This is a genomic window from Aquamicrobium sp. NLF2-7 (assembly GCF_022359935.1).
Classification (GTDB): Bacteria; Pseudomonadota; Alphaproteobacteria; order Rhizobiales; family Rhizobiaceae; genus Mesorhizobium; species Mesorhizobium lusatiense.
This window is the reverse complement of the sequence record NZ_JAKSED010000004.1, coordinates 29690-47083: the sequence shown is the minus strand read 5'-3', so window position 1 is coordinate 47083 and position 17394 is coordinate 29690. Positions and strand designations below refer to the sequence as shown.

11 protein-coding genes are annotated in these 17394 nt (G+C 60.5%); 4 read left to right on the top strand and 7 right to left on the bottom strand.

The window, feature by feature from the left end; all coding sequences use genetic code 11:
- Positions 1 to 266: 266 nt before the first annotated feature.
- The 3 genes from MIC97_RS20400 to MIC97_RS20390 are packed head-to-tail and all read right to left on the bottom strand — an operon-like array spanning position 267 to position 5885.
- Complete coding sequence (locus tag MIC97_RS20400; protein WP_239801802.1) at positions 267 to 2483, bottom strand: DEAD/DEAH box helicase; 2217 nt, start codon at positions 2481 to 2483, stop codon at positions 267 to 269.
- A 1-nt stretch (position 2484) separates the two neighbouring features.
- Entirely contained in the window at positions 2485 to 3804 is a 1320-nt protein-coding gene (locus MIC97_RS20395; protein ID WP_239801801.1) for an ATP-binding protein, read from the bottom strand.
- Entirely contained in the window at positions 3801 to 5885 is a 2085-nt protein-coding gene (locus MIC97_RS20390; protein ID WP_239801800.1) for a TerB N-terminal domain-containing protein, read from the bottom strand. Before MIC97_RS20390 ends, MIC97_RS20395 begins: the two co-directional genes overlap by 4 nt.
- 498 nt (positions 5886 to 6383) lie before the next feature.
- On the opposite strand from MIC97_RS20390, the gene MIC97_RS20385 reads away from it, so the two are divergent.
- From MIC97_RS20385 to MIC97_RS20375, 3 genes are all read left to right on the top strand, one after another.
- Positions 6384 to 7655 carry a DNA repair exonuclease gene (locus tag MIC97_RS20385; protein WP_239801799.1) on the top strand — a complete coding sequence of 424 codons (1272 nt, stop codon included), beginning with the start codon at positions 6384 to 6386 and terminating at the stop codon, positions 7653 to 7655.
- Positions 7655 to 11134: an AAA family ATPase gene (locus MIC97_RS20380; RefSeq protein ID WP_239801798.1), complete on the top strand. Its 3480-nt coding sequence runs from the start codon at positions 7655 to 7657 to the stop codon at positions 11132 to 11134. The genes MIC97_RS20385 and MIC97_RS20380 overlap by 1 nt, the downstream gene beginning before the upstream one ends.
- Positions 11135 to 11252: 118 nt before the next feature.
- On the top strand, positions 11253 to 13895 hold the full coding sequence (locus MIC97_RS20375; RefSeq protein WP_239801797.1) for an AAA family ATPase: 2643 nt from the start codon (positions 11253 to 11255) through the stop codon (positions 13893 to 13895).
- 126 nt (positions 13896 to 14021) lie between these two features.
- Here the strand turns inward: MIC97_RS20375 and MIC97_RS20370 are convergent, their stop codons facing one another.
- Both MIC97_RS20370 and MIC97_RS20365 read right to left on the bottom strand, forming a co-directional pair.
- Positions 14022 to 14483: an RES family NAD+ phosphorylase gene (locus MIC97_RS20370; protein WP_239801796.1), complete on the bottom strand. Its 462-nt coding sequence runs from the start codon at positions 14481 to 14483 to the stop codon at positions 14022 to 14024.
- Positions 14483 to 14920 carry an antitoxin Xre/MbcA/ParS toxin-binding domain-containing protein gene (locus MIC97_RS20365; RefSeq protein WP_239801795.1) on the bottom strand — a complete coding sequence of 146 codons (438 nt, stop codon included), beginning with the start codon at positions 14918 to 14920 and terminating at the stop codon, positions 14483 to 14485. The genes MIC97_RS20370 and MIC97_RS20365 overlap by 1 nt, the downstream gene beginning before the upstream one ends.
- A gap of 50 nt (positions 14921 to 14970) precedes the next feature.
- Here MIC97_RS20365 and MIC97_RS20360 point away from each other — a divergent pair, with 50 nt between their 5' ends.
- Positions 14971 to 15621 carry a hypothetical protein gene (locus tag MIC97_RS20360; RefSeq protein ID WP_239801794.1) on the top strand — a complete coding sequence of 217 codons (651 nt, stop codon included), beginning with the start codon at positions 14971 to 14973 and terminating at the stop codon, positions 15619 to 15621.
- Positions 15622 to 15749: 128 nt separating this feature from the next.
- On the opposite strand, the gene MIC97_RS20355 is transcribed toward MIC97_RS20360, so the two are convergent.
- Together MIC97_RS20355 and MIC97_RS20350 are read right to left on the bottom strand one after the other, a co-directional pair.
- A complete protein-coding gene (locus MIC97_RS20355; RefSeq protein ID WP_239801793.1) occupies positions 15750 to 16433 on the bottom strand; it encodes an SMC-Scp complex subunit ScpB in 684 nt (227 codons plus the stop codon).
- 2 nt (positions 16434 to 16435) lie between these two features.
- Positions 16436 to 17380 carry a DUF1403 family protein gene (locus MIC97_RS20350; RefSeq protein ID WP_239801792.1) on the bottom strand — a complete coding sequence of 315 codons (945 nt, stop codon included), beginning with the start codon at positions 17378 to 17380 and terminating at the stop codon, positions 16436 to 16438.
- Positions 17381 to 17394 lie beyond the last annotated feature (14 nt).

Sequence of the window (17394 nt, the reverse complement as noted above, 5' to 3'; positions counted from 1 at the left end):
TTGATTTGCACTCGCAGAACCATTTTCTGGGATAGTCATCTCAGGATTATGGCCAGGCGAATATCGGGATGCTGGTACAGATCTCGCGTATAAATGTCCCCGTGGCCCGAATACAGGCGGAGGAACCTTCCAAAGCGCGTGCCGGTCCCGCCCTCAGGACGGCTGTAACAGCCGAAGCTAATGTCCGCTCTATTACGCGCCGGGGGAGGAACCGACCCATGTGCATGACGCAGACGGTGATGGCTTCGGCCCCGTCGAAAGGACGATCAAGGCAACCGATGACGCAGTCGCCCTTCTTGCACTATCTCCCGAACTACATTTACCATTCGGTCAGAAACGCCCTGTCTGCCTTTTGCCCAAAGTCGTCGCAGGAGGGTGTCCGGCACCATTTCATCAAACTTCGCAGACTGAAGGCTCTCGACGAACTCGGCGACCGAATCGATATCAGGCGGTCTCTCCACGGTCTGTTTCATGATCGCCAGCACTACGTCCGGCTGGGTATCCAAGACAGTCACGCCCACGTCGAGGATCGCGCAGTCGAGCCCAGCCGACCCGAAGGCGAACCCGAGCACTGCGTTCACGTCGGTGCCGTGCCATGTAAAGACATGCGTGTCCTTCCCAGCGGAAACCAGGCTCCCGGAATCAAGACCGAGTTGTCTGAACGCCACCCGGCCCTCTGAAAGATACTCCCTCGCCGCATGGTCCAGGAAGCTGGGAAGCGACGTGTCCTGCAGGACTGCTCTCATCTCTGCCGAGAGCCTATCGTGGACGGGCTCGTTCATGACGTTATCGAACTTGGGAATTTTCCCGGAGCGGTGATGCACGACTTCGAGGACCTTCCCACGGTCATCCACTGTCTCGATCCGCCAGCGCTGTCCCGCAAAGGCAATGACGACACCGACGCCAACCGGGTTGGAGATCGGAATGGTGCCGAGCGTGCGTCCTGCCGACACCAGGCGCCACTCTTCATCGGTCGAGAATATGGCGTAGAAGTCACGTGAAGCGGTGAGCTTTTCGCCCTGTTCGCCCAACATGATTGTCCCGTCGGGAGCTTGCTCGACAAGCCGGTGTTCCATGGAGGCCATCCCGCGGAGGAGTTGGGCGTAATCGGCTTTCGTCAGCGCCGACAGCGGGCCGGACGAGCAGAGGACCTGATAGAGTGCGCCGGCCCTCGCTCCGCCTTCCTGCGCGATCACCGAAAGGGTCTGATGCAGCGCAACGGTGGCGATCGCCGCATCGATCGATGGCGGCTCGACGAAACGCTCTACCAGAAGGCGAACGGCCGCAACTGCTCGAACGGTCTCAAGGCGCAGATGGTCTACCGGGTCGGACCCTTTGCTAAGAAGGTGCTCCCGCACGTAAATCCTGAGAACGGCGGGAACCCCGCGTCTTCTGCCGCTTCGGCCAAGGCGCTGTCGCAGGGAGGAAAGCGATCGCGGCGCACCCACCTGCGCCACCGACTTTATCGACCCGATGTCGATGCCCAGTTCCAGCGTCGTGGTCGCGACGCCCGTCGTCGGCAGGTCGCCCTTCTTCAATCGGTCTTCCAGTTCTTCGCGAAGCTCCTTGGAGAGGCTGCCGTGATGGGGATAGAATTCGTTCGGAACCGAAGCATTTTCCGATCTCGTGCGAAGACGGTCCGCCAGCGCCTCTACCCGCTTTCGCGAGCCCGCGAACACCAGATTGTTCGCCCCCCTGAGCACCGAGAACATGTGATCGGCAATCAGGTCCAGCGCGACCTGCCGCTCTTCGGCCTCAAGCCCGTCGGCATCCTCGACCCCTTCGGGGTCGCTATATGCCCTGACCTGCAGCCTGAGTTCCGGGGAGTCCGCTAACGACTCCACCACCCTCACGTTATCCGGCTGACCGGGATTGAGCCAGCGGGCGGCGACGGCAAGGTCGCCTATGGTTGCCGACAGGCCGATCCGTCGCGCGGGCGTGCCAGACAGTCCATCGATACGCCGTAGGAGGCTCGCCAGATGGAGCCCCCGAGGACCCTTGAGGAAGGCGTGCAGCTCATCGATGACGATGAAGTCCAGCGACCCCAGCATGGCCTTCGCGTCCCCAGGCCGACGGATCAGCATGGCCTCTATGGATTCGGGGGTGATCAGGACCACTCCGCGCGGATCACGTCGCGCGCGTTGTTTTGCCGATTGCGGCGCGTCGCCGTGCCAGCGGACAGTATCGATCTCCAGTCGCTCGGCCAGTTGATCCAGCCGCCGGAACTGGTCGTTGATCAGGGCCTTGAGCGGGCTGACGTACAAGACCGAGAAACCTCGGCCCTTTCGATCGGCGACCTTCGTAAGCACGGGAAGGAACGCCGCCTCGGTCTTGCCCGCAGCTGTCGAGGCAGCGATCAGAACGTCCGCTTCGGTGTCGAGGACTGCGGAGATCGCGCGATCCTGGACGTCCCGCAGTTCTTCCCACTTCTGCTCCCATATCCAGCGCCGGATTTCAGGGTGCAGCCTGTCGAATCCGGACATCTCAGAGCCGGATTGAGGCAAGTTCGTCGTCTCCGCCGTCACCCGTCTGTTCTGCATCCCCCTGCCCGCCAGCCTCGGCATCAGGAGCTATTTCTACTCGCGCGATGAGATCGTGCCACTGCGTGCCCGGATTCTGCTCGATAACCGCCAGAAACTGAACAAACGCCTTGATCGTGTTCCGGGGAGTCCGGAAGTATGCTTCGCCGACGTGGCGGTTGCAGTGGTCCATGAAGGCGGGAAGCGCTTCATCGGGCACAAGATGAGCAGCAGGGTCGCCGGATGCGAAGACAAGTCGGATGTTCGACAGGAGGATCATCAGGTCTTCAGGTGTGAGGCTCTGAAGCCGGAGAACCGGGCCGGAAAGATCAATCAGCCCGCCCTGCGCGAAGGCATTCTCGGAAAGACGGGACTGAAGCGCCGCATAGCTGTACAGCCCGCGGCGCGTGTCCATGAGGAACTCGGGCGTGCCGCCAAAAACGAATCCGATCCCCCCGAAATTGCCCTGCAACACGTCGTTCAGCATCCGCAGGATCTGCTCGAAATTCTGGTTCCGGGCCTGGCTGCTCTGAAGTTTGTACAGGTTCACCATTTCGTCGAAGACGACCAGCAGGCCGGAATAACCGGCGAGCTTCACAAAGGCCGCGAGGAGCTTGAGGGCGTCGTAGACGCCGTCGTCATCAATGATGTTACGCACTCCTAACGACTGGCGCGCCTCCGTCTTGGTAGAAAACTCGCCGCGCAACCATCTGAGCGCCGCTGCCTTGAGAACTTCGTCGCCCTCTTCGCTTCCCCGCCAGTAGGCCTTCAGCACGGTCGCGTAGTCGTAGCCGCCGACATGTTCCTGCAGGTGCGCCAGCCGCTCATCGATCACAGCCTCCACGGGCCGCGCCTTCTGACTGGCCTCGTTCATGCAGTCCGTGACGAAACGCTCGACGACGCTTGCCAGTGCCCCGCCGTCCGGCTTGGTCCGGGTCGCCATGTTACGAACCGCCTCAGCATAAAGGCCCCTCGCCTGTCCCGCAGACGCGTGGATGCGGCGGTCGGGAGCGAGGTCCGCGTGAATGGTGACACACTTCCGCTCAAGAGCGATAAGTCGGACTAGGTTCAGAAAGAAGGTCTTCCCGGCGCCGTACTCACCTATGACGAACCGGATCGCTGATCCCCCATCGGCGAGGCGATCAATGTCCCTGACGAGTGCACCTACCTCGTCCGCCCGGCCGACTTGCACGTGTCTCAACCCAGTTCGCGGCACCACTCCGGCTGCCAGCGCCTGGAGGATGACGTCACGGTCGCGGGGCTTGATGGGAGCGGCCTTGGTCATTCTGCTGCTTCTGCCTCTCGCAATGCCTCACGGAGATGATCTGGTATCGTCACCCGCTCGTCTTCTTCGATCAGGACCTCATCAAATCGATCGAAGCCCCAGTCATTTATCCGTTCGATCGCCCCGTCAGGCAACAGCCGGAGGTCCCTGGCGAAATTATCCAGTTCCGAACGATCCATGCCCTCGCTCTTTTGCAGTCGGTCGAGCAAGGCGGCATGGGCGGCATCCAGTCCCGGAAACCGCACGGGCCTTTCCCCAACTGGTGCAAGAACCGTCGGCTCTGGTATGGACGCAGGCGCTTCTTCGACGAAAATGCTAGCCAACAGCTCCGACACGGCCGCGGTTTCTGACCGGAGCCGCTCAAGACGCGCGTGGTCTATCTTCACCCCTGTGGCTGGACCAGCCTCAATCGGGGGTGGCGGAATACGAACGCCCGGTGCGCGCTGTTCGGCCGCGACCGCCACCGGTTCATCGATCACGACCGAGCCCCGGTGAAGCGTGGCGTATACGCCTTCGATCGGGAATCCCAGCGTCCGATACAGCCGCTCGAGAAACTTCACCTCGTCCGGACCAGCATGACCGTCGGCGAGGATCGCAGCCGTTGCTGACCTCACGACCGCCTCCTTAACGGGCCGGGCGAGCTTCTTCATCTTATTGAGGGCGCCCTGCTGACCGGGGACATCCTTCAGAAGGGTGCTCGCGTATGCGATCAGACGGGCACGTTCGATCCCGCCCAGATCCGGCATGGCGCGGATTTCGGTCTTGATGGACTCGTACTCGGGCGCCTCGATGTTGCCGTCGGCAGCAGCCGCAAGCACCGCGACGTCCACCATGGCCTTCGCAGCCACATATGCCGGGGCATCTCCGTCGACTTTGGCACCTCCAGGTGCCCTGAAGAGCAGGACATATCCGTCAGCTTCGAGGTTTCGCGAGCCGTATCTCCGGTCCGGTTCCATCCCGATGTCGATCCGATCAAGGAAGGCCCCGATCTGATTGCACAGTCCGGAGGGCAACTTTCCACTAGGCTCGACGTCGAGCGAGAGGGCTTTCGCGAGTTGGGTGACCCGGACACCGGCGACTTTGCGGTCGCCAAATATCTGCTCGATCTTCGTTAGAAGCGCTGTTCCCATTGCTGTTGGCGATGCGAGCAGTTCCGGAGGCAGAAGGAAGGTCGCTTCGATGGTGCCTTTGGCGTTGGGGTTCCTGCCAAGGAGACGGCTGTACGGGGCCAGTTCTTCCGTGCAGGCGTTCAGCATGTCCCGGAGGCTGTCCAACGGTGCAGAGACCGCCGCGATGTCCGGCAGAGGCCCGGTCCCGTCGCTCATGTCGATGCGGCATTCGAACCCACCGCTCGCGGCGCGGTAGTCGAGCTTGAGCCGGGTCTTCGGCGCGTTCACCTTCAGACCGGCAGGGTAGCGGGCTGTGAACCGGGAAGCCCAAAGTTCGGCCAACTCCTCGAAGCAGCGAGTCGCCGGGGTACGGAGATTGGTGTCGGGAAGGGACAGCAGCCACAGCAGTGCGTCGGTGCCGTCGAGCGGCTGCTTCGCTGCGAGCTTCCTCCCCAAGTGAAGCCGGACGGAAAGAGGAATTTCGTATCCGTTTCGCAGATCCGCCCGTAGCGGCGGACGATAGATTTCGGGACCCTGAACCAGTTCGGCGGCATCGAGGAATTTCGATGCGTAGCCCCTGAACGATCCGTTGCTGCCATAAATATCGAGAAGCCGGCGCACCTCCGCGATGAGAACCGGCGCATCATGCGACGCTTGGTCTACGAACATCCTCCGCTCGATGCCGTAGAAGTACAGAAACACGTAGCCGATCCCGATCGAGGGATCGTCCCGCCCAGCTGCCAGCCACGACAAATAGGTTCTGCGGGCAACGGGCGAGATCGACTGATACGATGGCCAATAGGGAATCGTGCGCCCTTCGCGGTCTTCGCCTCCCGACGCAACTCTCGCTTCGGGGTCTACAACACAGTTGCCACACGACCCGTTGCTCTGTCCGGGAAGGAGACCGCCGAGGTAGAACAAGCCATCCGTGAGCGAAAAGCCCCCAACAACTACGCTCTCACCAGACTGCACCCACCGGGCAGGCGAACTGTTCCTCGAGCGCGGGCTTGATTGAAAGCTCTGTCTCGCGCTGCTCCATGGTCCAGTTCGATACGCCTCTCCACGATCAGATTGAACTGACGGAGCAGCACGCTGAGAACGTCCTTGCTCTTTAAGCTTACCAGCCTTTGCGCCCCTGTAAATGAGCCAGACAACCAGCCCTACAATAATGATAAGCCATTCCAAGACGCCCTTCCCCCCCTACGGCGACCAGCTTTTTCATACTTTATAGCAGGGGCACGACTTTCGTCACAAAGAATCTTCCCCTGCCAGCCGCAAGACATTACCTCATCCATAATATCCGCCGGACAATTGTCGGATGCACAAGTATTCATCCGCCAGGAGCGCGGAACATGTTTAGAGCGTGGACAAGTACGGGACCAAACCGCGATCGTACTCCAAACGCTTGGCAATGGCGAAGATAAGATAGACTATCGCCGATTAACGCGTCCTGAAGCCACATACCGTCCCATGCCCTTTCGATTTATTCACACAGCTGATCTTCACCTGGATTCCCCATTGCGCTCGCTGGCAATGCGCAATGGTGATCTCGCCGAGCTGGTTGGCGACGCGACGCGCCAGGCCCTGATCGCCATTGTCGATCTCTGCATCGATGAACAGGTCGATGCACTGATCATCGCCGGCGATCTATACGATGGCGATCAGACGTCGATGAAGACCGCCCGGTTCCTGGCAAGTGAGATGCAGCGGCTTCATGAAGCCGACATTGCGACCTTCATCATCCGCGGCAATCACGACGCTATGTCGCGGATCACCCATGAACTCATCTTGCCGCCATCGGTCACAAAATACAGCGGGCGTGCCGAGGCGATCAATCTTTCCCGAGGCGACCTCGCCATTTCCGTTCACGGACTGAGTTTCGCCAATACTCATGCCCCGGAAAGCCTGCTGGGAAAATATCACCGCCCCACTCCCGACTGTGTCAATATCGGCATCATGCATACGAGCCTGGCGGGAGCAGCCGGCCACGACCTGTATGCACCCTGCAAGGCATCCGACCTTCATGGCTGGGGCTTCGACTACTGGGCCCTGGGGCACGTCCATGTTCGCTCCCAACATACCGGCGAACGAATGGTGATCATGCCCGGCATGCCGCAAGGGCGCGATATCAACGAGGCTGGCGAGAAGACCGTCACCCTCGTCACGGTCAATGACGACCGCAGTCTCACGATAGAAGAGCGCGCGACGAGCGTTGCCCAATTCGAACGTATTCCCGTCGACCTTTCATCTGCCACAACCTGGCGAGAGGCGGCCGAACTCATCGAGCAAAGCATCGGTGCCGCACGCGACGGGACACGCTCGCCCCATCTTGTTGGCCGCCTTCGATTGACGGGTGCGACGCCTCTGTCGTGGCAACTGCGGCGTGACCACGATCTGCTGCTGGCGGAGACCGAGCAACGCGCCGAGGGTCTGGGCAAGACCTGGATCGAAAAGATCGAGATCGCGACCACGGCGCCGACCGGCACACCTGTTGGAGGAGCTTCCGCCGACCCGGTCCTGGAACTCGGCGAATTGATACGCAGCGACATCATTCACCAGCATGGTGTTCGTGAGGCCGTGCGTGATTTGGTCAAGGACCTGCGCGATGACTTGCCACCGGATGCGCGCGGTTTCAGCGGAGATGACGAGGCCGCGTTCGAAGCCCTGGTCGACCATCTGTTGACGGAGGGCAGCGAGGACATGCTGGCACGGCTGAAGCCGGAAGCGTCGGAGATCAACTGATGCGCCTGCGCCGGCTCGATCTCACCCGCTACGGTAAATTCACCGATTATTCGATCGATTTCGGGGAGCACGTCGCTGGCACCCCGGATCTGCACATCGTCTACGGACTGAATGAGGCGGGCAAATCCACCTCGCTGTCAGCCTATCTCGACCTGCTGTTCGGAATCGAGGAGCGGACGAAGTACGGCTTCCTGCATCAGGGCAAGGCGATGGAAATCGGCGCATGCCTCGAATTTGACGGGCAGGTGCATGAATTCAAGCGCGTCAAGCAGCGCAGCAATTCCCTACTGAACGAGCGAGGTCAGCCGGTGAACGAGGCCTTGCTGAGCGTCCCACTCGCCGGGCTGACACGCGACTCTTATCGAATGATGTTTTCTCTCGACGATCAGACGCTGGAAGATGGCGGCAACGCCATTCTGGAGAGCAAGGGCGATCTGGGGGAGCTGTTGTTTTCGGCAAGCGCCGGCCTCGCCGGCATCAGTTCCATTCTTGAGGCGGCAATCACTGAGGCTGATGGCATTTTTCGGAAGCGCGCCAGCTCGACCAAGATCGCCGCCCTCAAGCGCCAGATCGCGGATCTCAAATCGCAGCGTGATGATATCGACGTCCAGGCCTCTGCTTACAGAACGCTGACGTCCGCGCTCAAGCAAGCTGAAGCCGCCTATGATTCCGTCATGAAGGAGATCGGGACGGCAAAGGCCCGTCACAACGAGATCACACGCGTCCTGCGGGCTCACCCTTTGGCGGCTGAATACCGTCGAGGAGAGGAGCAGCTTTCCGAATATGCGGACCTCCCCCATCCGCCTGCCGAGTGGGCATCCGCACTTCCCGACCTGATTGTCGAAGAGACGCGTCTGCAAACTGAGCTGTCGAGTATTAAGCAGCGCGAGCAGAAGATCCGGAAGGATCTCGAAAGCCTCGTAGTCGAGGATAGTCTGCTTGAGATGGAGGACAAGCTCGATCAGCTGACGGAAGCAGCCGCACGCTATGCGACCGCCCAGGAAGATCTGCCGAAGCGAAAGCAGGCGTTGTCGGAATCGGACCGCAAGATCGATCTCATCCTGGCAACTCTCGGTCAGGCAGATATCGAAGATCCGAAATCACTGCTGATACCGGCGGCGACGATCGGGACTCTGCGTGATCTGATCAGCGCGAAGTCCGGCGTCGACGTCGCACGGCAATCTGCCGAAAGAGAGCATGAGACGGCCCGGCAGGCTGTTGAGAAAGAGCAGCGCGACAGGCAGGCGCTCGATGGCCAGGGCGCCCCGATCGATGCTGGCAAGATAGCCCAGCTTCAGTCGGTGCTGCGCCGCTTGCGCGACGGCAACCTTGTTGCCGAACTCAGACTTGCCGAGCGGGCTGTCCCAGCAAAACGCCAAGCCTTCGATGATACCGCGATTGAAATGCACCCATGGGCCGGTGACGGTGACGCTCTCCGGCGCATCTCGCCGCCCGCTACTGATCGCGTCGAATCCTGGAGGTTGACTTACAGCGAATTGGAGAAGCGTCGCTCGCAAATCGCAGAGCGTGATCGAGAGCTCTCGACGAAGCAGGAAGAAGATACCGCACGTTTGGCTACACTCCGCGACACGATCGACATCATGGATGATGAGGAGGCGAAGGCCGCCCTTCTGGAACGAGATGACGCCTGGGCACAGCACCTGTCGGTGCTCGACCGGGAAACGGCTGATCGCTTTGATATCCGCATGCGAGCGACCGACGCAGCTGCGGCCGCGCGTCTGAATAGCGCCAGGCAACTCGAGGAATTGCGCTCCCTGACCGCCGGGCTGGCAGTAAATAGGGCAAGCTTCGACCGGCAACGTCAGTTGCTGCGGGACGTTGACGACGAACTCCAGACATTGCGAGGCGAGATCAGAACCGAAACGCCACCGGAAATCGATCTGGATGATGATGCGTCCGTCGCGTCATGGCTGACAAGGATCAACCGATGGGCTGAAGCCCGTACCTCGGCGCTGACCGCATGGGATGATCTGCGCCAGGCCTTGACTGACGCCGAAGACGCCAAAGCTACGCTCGCAAGGGGGCAGGATACGCTTCTGGCGACCCTGATCAGCGTCGGGATTGATGTCGATGGTCTGGACGTGGCGGCTCTGATGCAGGCCGCCGACACCATCCTTGCGGACCATGCTGCGATGCAGATGAAACGGCAGGACGCCCAAAAGCGCGTCAGTGAACTGGAAACTGCCGCAGCTCGACGGAAGACGGAGCTCGACGAAGCCATCGCTGCATCCGATGTGTGGCTGACAGATTGGTCGGCCGCTCTCGAAAACACCTGGTTCAACGGAGAAGGAAATGTCGGCGCCGTCCGTGAGCTTCTCGACGCGCTCGCCGGCCTGCCGGAAGCCCTACGCGAGAAGGATGATCTGCTTCATCGCATCGACTCCATGGAGGTCGACCGGAAGTCTTTCGTTGAATCCGTTGCCCTGCTGCATGACGCTCTCGGTGACACATTCGACGGCAGCGCTCCGCTTGACGCCGCCAAGGCCATGCTCCGACGGCGTGAGGAAGCAAAACGGGTCGAAGCGAAGCGGCTGGAACGGGACCAGACCCTTGTCGAACTCGCGACCGAACGTGAGCGGCTTGACGATGATATCACGGTCCATGCCGCACACAGGAAGGAACTGACCGACTTCTTCCAGACCGACACCCTTGCGGATGTTCGGCAAGCTCTCGAACGCTGCCGGAAAAGAGACGAACTGGTCGAGTATCAGGGCAGGCTCGAACGGCAGATTGTTGGCGACATGCAACTGCTATCGCTGGAGGCTGCCATGGCCGACCTTGTTGATGTCGATTTGGCAGAACTGCAGCGGGAACAGGCCGAGCTCATCACGCGAATTGAAGATCTCGACGGCCGATCAAAGAACCTTTTCGCGGACAGAGCGCGTGCTGCTGATCGCTTGACCGCCATCGACGGCGATGATGCCGCTGCCCGCCTTGAGGCGGCCCGGCGTACATCGCTTCTGGAAATCGAGGACCTGGCGCTGCGCTATCTTCGCCTCAAAAGCGGAAGCCTCGTCGCTGAGCACGGCATTCGCGCCTATCGCGATAAACACCGCAGCGCGATGATGAACCGGGCATCCGAAGCGTTCCGGCTGATCACCCGCAACGAATATACCGGCCTTGCCACCCGGCCCGACAAGGATCGCGAAGCTCTGATCGGCCTGTCGCGGCATGGAGGCTCCAAGCTGGCGGTCGAGATGTCCAAGGGTACCCAGTTCCAGCTATACTTGGCGCTGCGCCTGGCCGGCTACGAGGAGTTCGCGACGGCGCGCCCCTCGGTTCCCTTCATCGCGGACGACATCATGGAAACCTTCGACGAGCCGCGCTCCGAGGAGGTGTTACGACTGTTCGGACAAATGGCTCAAGTCGGACAGGTGGTTTACCTGACCCATCATCGGCATCTATGCGAGATTGCTGCGCAAGTTGTGCCGACAGTGAAAATTCATGAAATTGCTTAGGGCGAGTACATCTTGTAACTGGCGTTTACATGTAGAGTGACAGGCATGATATTGAGTTGTGTAGATGCAATCAGAGTATTAGCAGGAAGAATAAAGAATCGCGTTTGGGGGGAAGACTATGGCTGGGGAGCCGATCGACGACGTTCTGGAATGGTCAAACAAGCTCTCTCCCTGGAAGCAGGACGCTTTAAGACGCCTCGCCACCAGCAACGACCTGACCGAGGCTGATGTCAGTGAATTGCTTACAATGGTCAAATCAGCGGCCGGATTCAAGCTTTCCGTCGCGGCGCCGAAAGCTGTCCCGTTCACGAAGGCTCATTTTGGCGGGGGAAAGCACCAGCCGATCATCCTGAAGGGCATCGCGAACGTCCAGAATGTGAATCGGTTGACGGCAAATGCGTCACTGACGTTTTGCCCGAAAGCTTTGACAATAGTGTATGGCCGAAACGGAAGCGGAAAGAGCGGCTTTGTGCGGATCCTGCGAACTGCCTGCAGAACCCGCGTCGAAAATCCGGCGAAGCTTAAGGTTTTGGCCGACGTCTATGGGGATGTGGCCGGCCCACAGACGGCCGAGATCGTGATCGACGCTGGCACCGGCGACACCACGATCCCGTGGTCGCCGGGAGCAAACGCATCGCCGCAACTCATGCAAGTTGCCGTCTTCGATACCGCGTCCGCACAACTCTATGTCGATGGCGGAAACCAGATACGTTTCCTGCCATTTGGGCTCGCTCTGCCTCATCGCCTCAATTCCGTTTGTCTGGGCTTGAAAGAGAAGCTGGAGAGTGAACGCGCTGCGGAAGTCGGCGACAAGGTCAGCCTGACGACAATCGCGTTCTCCCCCCAGCGCGAGACCACAGCCCAGCAATTCGATAAGGCCCTGAGCAAATCCACGACCGACGCCCAGATCGATGCGGCCGCGGCATTCAGCGAAGGGGATCAACAACGCCTCGACGAGATTACGGCCGCCTTGTCTGCCGGCGTAGCGGCCGCCGCCGACGTAAACGCGCTTTCGAAATGGGTAGATTCCCTTGTGGTGGAGTGCGAGGTCGTCGGAACTGCGTTCATCGACACTGCATTGGAGAGGCTTGCAAACCTTCGCGCAGCTTCGGTTGCGGCGCGTCAGGCGGCCACACTTGCTGCGGGCGAATTATTCACCGACGAGCCGCTCCCGGGTGTCGGCAGTGACACCTGGCGGGCACTCTGGGCTGCGGCAAGAGATTACTCCGTGAAGGAAGCCTACACGGGACAGACCTTTCCCATATTGGTGGCCGATGACGGCGCGGCAGCTTGTGTGTTGTGCCAGCAGCCACTGCTGCCGGATGGTGCAAGTCGGATGCAGCGCTTTCAAAAGTTCATGGACGACACGCTTGATGCCGCTGCGATGACGGCGGAGCAGGCAGCCTTGGACGCGCTCGCGAAAATAGACGAACTGACCTGCCTTCGCGCAGCGGACTTTGCGGATCGCCTCGAGCAGGTACGAAAACGTGATGCAGCATTGGCTGACACACTCTCGACTTTTCAGGCATCGGCCGTGAAGCGCCGCAGCATCGCGCTCGCTCGGCTGCGCGGCGAGGAGAGCGATGCGGTCCCCCCGATAGTCATCTCGACGGAGAAGGTGAAGGCGTTCGCACTCAAGCTGAAAACCGAGAAGGAAGGGCTGGCGCAGGCCGGTAACACCGAAGAGCGCGCCAAGCTCGCCTCAGAAAAAGCAAATCTCGAAGACTGCAAGACGCTGGCCGCGAACAAGTCGAAACTCGTTACCCGTCGCGATTTGCTCGTCCTAGACGATGCATATGCGAAGGCTCTTGGTGACGTCCAGACGAGAGGAATCACGCAGCGCGCCAACGAGCTGCTGGACACGCATCTCACGACCGCTGTGATCACCCGCTTCGACAACGAGCGTGCACGTTTCGATATTACACACCTGAATGTCGGGCTGGCGCGCAAGAGCGGTCAGACGAAGGCGGAATTCGAGGTTGATCCCAAAACGAAGCTGACGAAGGTGACATCGGAGATCCTGAGCGAAGGCGAACAACGCGCCCTGGCCTTGGCTGGATTCTTGACTGAGGTCGCCCTGACCGATGGCTCGGGCCCAATCGTGATCGACGATCCGGTGTCCTCCCTCGATCGCAACAGAAGCTCCAAAGTGGCCGAGCGGATAGCGGAGGAGGCAACGAAGCGACAGGTCATTGTGTTTACCCACGACATCATTTTCTTCAATGAACTCTCTCGGACCGCGGACGCAGTAGGCATTGAGCCTGTCACCGTTGCCCTTTTCAGCGACAAGGTTGCCGCCGGCAAGGTAGATGACGCCGGTATGGTCTGGAAGGGATTGAATGTCGCTAAGCGAATTGGGCGGATAAAGAACGACGCAGTGCCGCTGGCCAAGATTCATGCTGCGAGCCCAGCCGACTACGAGATAGAGGTTAAGAACCTATATGGCCGGTTGCGCGACACCTATGAACGCGTCGTCGAGGAGGTGATTTTCCGTGACATTGTCCGGCGCGGCGTAGACGTCGTTCAAACCCAGTTGCTTCGTTACGTCCGTTTGTCAGACGAATTGGCCATCCGTTTCCATGAGGGCATGACCAGGGCGAACACCCACAGTCACGACAATCCGGCTGCTGATACGGTCGCAGTACCGGCTCCCCACGAATTCACCGCACATATCATTGAACTTGAAACCTTGATCGCCGATCTAAAGGCGGAGGGTGACGCGGCGGAGGCGGCGCGTCCGCAGATGAAACCGAAGAAGTGACTTCGCGCGCGGCGAGGGGCGCTTGTACGAAATCTCGCTCCCGACGGAGGTCGAGAGCTTCGCGTGTGTGATTGACTGGTAATAGGCGATTACGGTCGGCCTATTTGGAAGAGGCGTTTAACGCGCTCAAAATAGTCGGGGATCGAGCGAAAAGGCTTCCTGGCCGACGACCCGGATGTCGGCTGCAGCCGGATGGCCATGATTTATCAGCACATTTGCGTCCGGGGAATTGGCGACAGGCACAATGACCGAAGGCACACGCAACAAAAGACTGGAGCGCCCTTCATGCCATTCGTCTCCCCTTTCCTGACTCCAAGCCTCATAACGACGCCAGTCCGGCGGTAGATCCGACAGTTCAAGGCTTTCTATCGTCACCGTGTCCGGCAGCTCATATGTGACCATGACGAATTCCGGCAGGAGCGCCGGATCCTCGACATGGACGAGCTTCTCGAGAACGCAGAGGGCGGGAGAAGTAGCACAGTAGGTGACCGCATGGCCGACGGTGTTCCAGCGTCCGTCAAAATGAAGACCATAACCGCCGTCGAGTGCCCGAGCATACTGTTTGCCTGACAGACGCCAGAGCAACATCAGGCGGCGGCGCCCCAGGCGATCTTGCCGAGGATGGTCTCGATCACGCGCGCACCGGCTTCGGTCTGTGCCACCACGATTGGCGTCTCACTGCCGAGTTCAAGGAGCGGTCGACGAAGCCAGCGGTTCGCCTTTTCCTGATCACCGAAGACCTGCTCGGCCAGAGACTGGACGCGCAAGAACCGGACAGTGCGATCCGACTCATCCACGGTCAATGGCTGCTGCTTGTCCGCGCGGTGACGGCGAGTGCGTTGCGGGATCACAAATGTCTCAATTTCCCGCTCAGTCATTCCGGCCTGGCTAAGCCCCCGGAGGGCCGAGAGTGGGAGCCTGTTGCGAACCGCCAGTGCCAAGTCAGCTTGTGACCGCACGACCTGACCTAGCACGCTCTGACCGCCGAGCTTTCGTACGACTTCCTCGACAATAGCAACCGACATGGCAGCCTCCTTGTTGTTATTGGCAACTTGCCGTATATATAGACGGCAGATTGCCACAAATCAAGGTCGGCAATCGTGAACTGGGGGATTCAAGCATGGTTGGGACGGTCGGCATATTGGCATATGGATCGCTGATCGGCGACCCTGGTGACGAACTCGAGCCCTTCATTACCTCGCGCATTGTCTGTCAAACACCGTTTCCCGTGGAGTTCGCGCGGCAGAGTCGAACAAGAAAGGGGGCGCCAACGCTGGTCCCTAGCGAACTGGGCTGCCCCGTGAAAGCCGAGATACTTGTGGTCGAGCTCGATGCCAAAGAGGCGGTCGACCGTCTTTATCGAAGGGAACTGCACAAAGTTGGTTCGACCAAAAGCTATACGCCACCGAGGCAGACGACGCCCAACTCGATCATCATCGAGCACCTGATAGATTTCGAAGGCGTAGCAACCGTATTCTACACCCGCATCGGCGCGACCATCGCCTTTCCGACAGCGATCGACCTTGCCGAGATGGCAATGGCCAGCGCAAAAGAGCTGGGCGATGGGAGCGACGGCATTTCTTACCTCAAGGCTGCTGTAGAGGCCGGCATCGAAACACCGCTGACAAAAGCCTATGTCGCCGAGATCCTGCGATTGACTGGAGGGAATGATCTTAGCGACGCCATCAAACGCATACGTGATGCGGCGAAGCAGGTGCAGCCATGACCATTATGGGTACATTTGAGGGTGCCTCCGCGATGATGGTCGCGGTCGATATCCGACGCTGCAGAATGCCCGACAATACCTGTTCTTAAAACGTTGGCTCCGGGCACCGCGTGGGTGAAGAGAAAAGGTCAGATTTCCTCGGCAGCGTCATCCAACAAATTGGTGTCTGGGTCGGGATCGGTGCCCGCGACCGGTATGTCACCGGCAAGCAGCTTCTCCTTGCTGAGCAGGCCGGCGTCCTCGAGCGCCTCCATGTCCGGCAGATCGCGCAGACTGTTCATGCCGAACTGCGACAGAAATTCTTTCGTCGTCACATAGGTATAGGGTGCACCTGGCTGGGGACTGCGTGGACCAGAGGCGATGAAGCCGACGCTGCGCAGGCGGCCGATCAGATCGCGCGAGATCTCACGCCCGAAGAAGGTCGAGAGCTCGGCCCGGGTGATCGGCTGGTAATAAGCGATGGCGGTCAGAACCAAGGATTCGGCCTCCGACAGTGCGACCGCGGCATCGCTGATCCCAACGGCGGCCCGGATCGCGTCACCAAAGGCCAGACGCGTCCGATGGTGCCAGCCGCCGGCGACCGACACCAGCTCATAGGGACGGCCGCGCAATTCCTCGCGGATGTCGTCAATGATCAGATCGAGACTACAGGATTTGCCGACGACCCGGGCCAGCACGTCGCGCGTCACCGGCTCGGACGCGGCAAAAATCACCGCCTCGACCCGGCCCATCCATTCGCGCCAGCGCAGATCCGCCGGCAAATGGTCGAGCTCAGCGTCAAATATCTCCGGCTGCTTTGGCGCCCGCGCCATGGTCAGAGCCCGTAAAGCCGGAAGGTGGAACGGCCGGTGAGCTCGCGTACGGCGCCGAGCGCCTCGAGGCGTTCGAACAGCCGGCGGGCGGAGCGCTCGCTGATGGCGTCGGTGGCCGAGCGCGCGGTCTGTGCATCCTCCATCAGCAGCACAAGCAGGACCGTATCGGCATGTTTCGTGCGCAACCTCGGCGCTACTTCCAGCAGGCGGACAGCTTTCCGGCAAAGCTCAGCATGGAGATCCGAGGCTCGCGCCGCGGCACGCGCATAGGCAGTCGCGCAAGTTATCAGCCATCGCCCGTCGCCCTCGAGATGGATTGGAGCATCGCGCAGATCCTTGCGCCTGATCTGACTGGCGAGCAGCGGTACGGGGCGCGGCCATTTGAGGCGCGCCGCGATCATCGCATCCGCCAACCACAGCGCGAGAAATTCAGCATCGGGTCGGAACTTCATCGTCACCGCGACGATCTCGGCCGCGGCGGCTATTGGATTCCCCTCCCCCTTGGCCAGGCGTTCGGCAACCGCATAGACGTTGTTCAGCGGTTCATCCACCGACAGCTGCAGCACCGCCGATGCCGACAGCCACCAGTCGTCGGCGAGCTGCGTGCGGCGCTCGACCAGCCGGCGCCACGCCAGCAGCACTTTGCCGCCCGGACCGGGATCGTCGCCCGGCCGCGTCAGCTTGACCGCGTCCCGGAGCGCGGCCTCGTCTTCCGCGCGGCCGAGGAAGCCCATCAGGGCAGCGGCGTTGGTGAGCGCCAGGCGATCGCGCCACAGACTTCCGATCGGGTGTTCGTCGATGGCCATGGCGTGCAGGCTGGCGAGCGCCGCGCCAGCTGCAAAACCGGCGTCGGCCGGGCCTTCCGGCAGAGCGCGCAGACGCAGCGCCGCCGGCACGGGTGGATAGGAAGGCGGTGTGGGAATCGCTTTTCGCGGTGATTTGGCCATGCAAAAGCCTAACA

Bases quoted from the DNA above. Each gene is read 5' to 3' on its own strand.
- MIC97_RS20385 (WP_239801799.1), top strand. From the start codon at position 6,384: ATGCCCTTTCGATTTATTCACACAGCTGATCTTCACCTGGATTCCCCA.
- MIC97_RS20395 (WP_239801801.1), bottom strand. From the start codon at position 3,804: ATGACCAAGGCCGCTCCCATCAAGCCCCGCGACCGTGACGTCATCCTC.
- MIC97_RS20355 (WP_239801793.1), bottom strand. From the start codon at position 16,433: ATGGCGCGGGCGCCAAAGCAGCCGGAGATATTTGACGCTGAGCTCGAC.
- MIC97_RS20400 (WP_239801802.1), bottom strand. From the start codon at position 2,483: ATGTCCGGATTCGACAGGCTGCACCCTGAAATCCGGCGCTGGATATGG.
- MIC97_RS20375 (WP_239801797.1), top strand. From the start codon at position 11,253: ATGGCTGGGGAGCCGATCGACGACGTTCTGGAATGGTCAAACAAGCTC.
- MIC97_RS20370 (WP_239801796.1), bottom strand. From the start codon at position 14,483: ATGTTGCTCTGGCGTCTGTCAGGCAAACAGTATGCTCGGGCACTCGAC.
- MIC97_RS20380 (WP_239801798.1), top strand. From the start codon at position 7,655: ATGCGCCTGCGCCGGCTCGATCTCACCCGCTACGGTAAATTCACCGAT.
- MIC97_RS20350 (WP_239801792.1), bottom strand. From the start codon at position 17,380: ATGGCCAAATCACCGCGAAAAGCGATTCCCACACCGCCTTCCTATCCA.
- MIC97_RS20365 (WP_239801795.1), bottom strand. From the start codon at position 14,920: ATGTCGGTTGCTATTGTCGAGGAAGTCGTACGAAAGCTCGGCGGTCAG.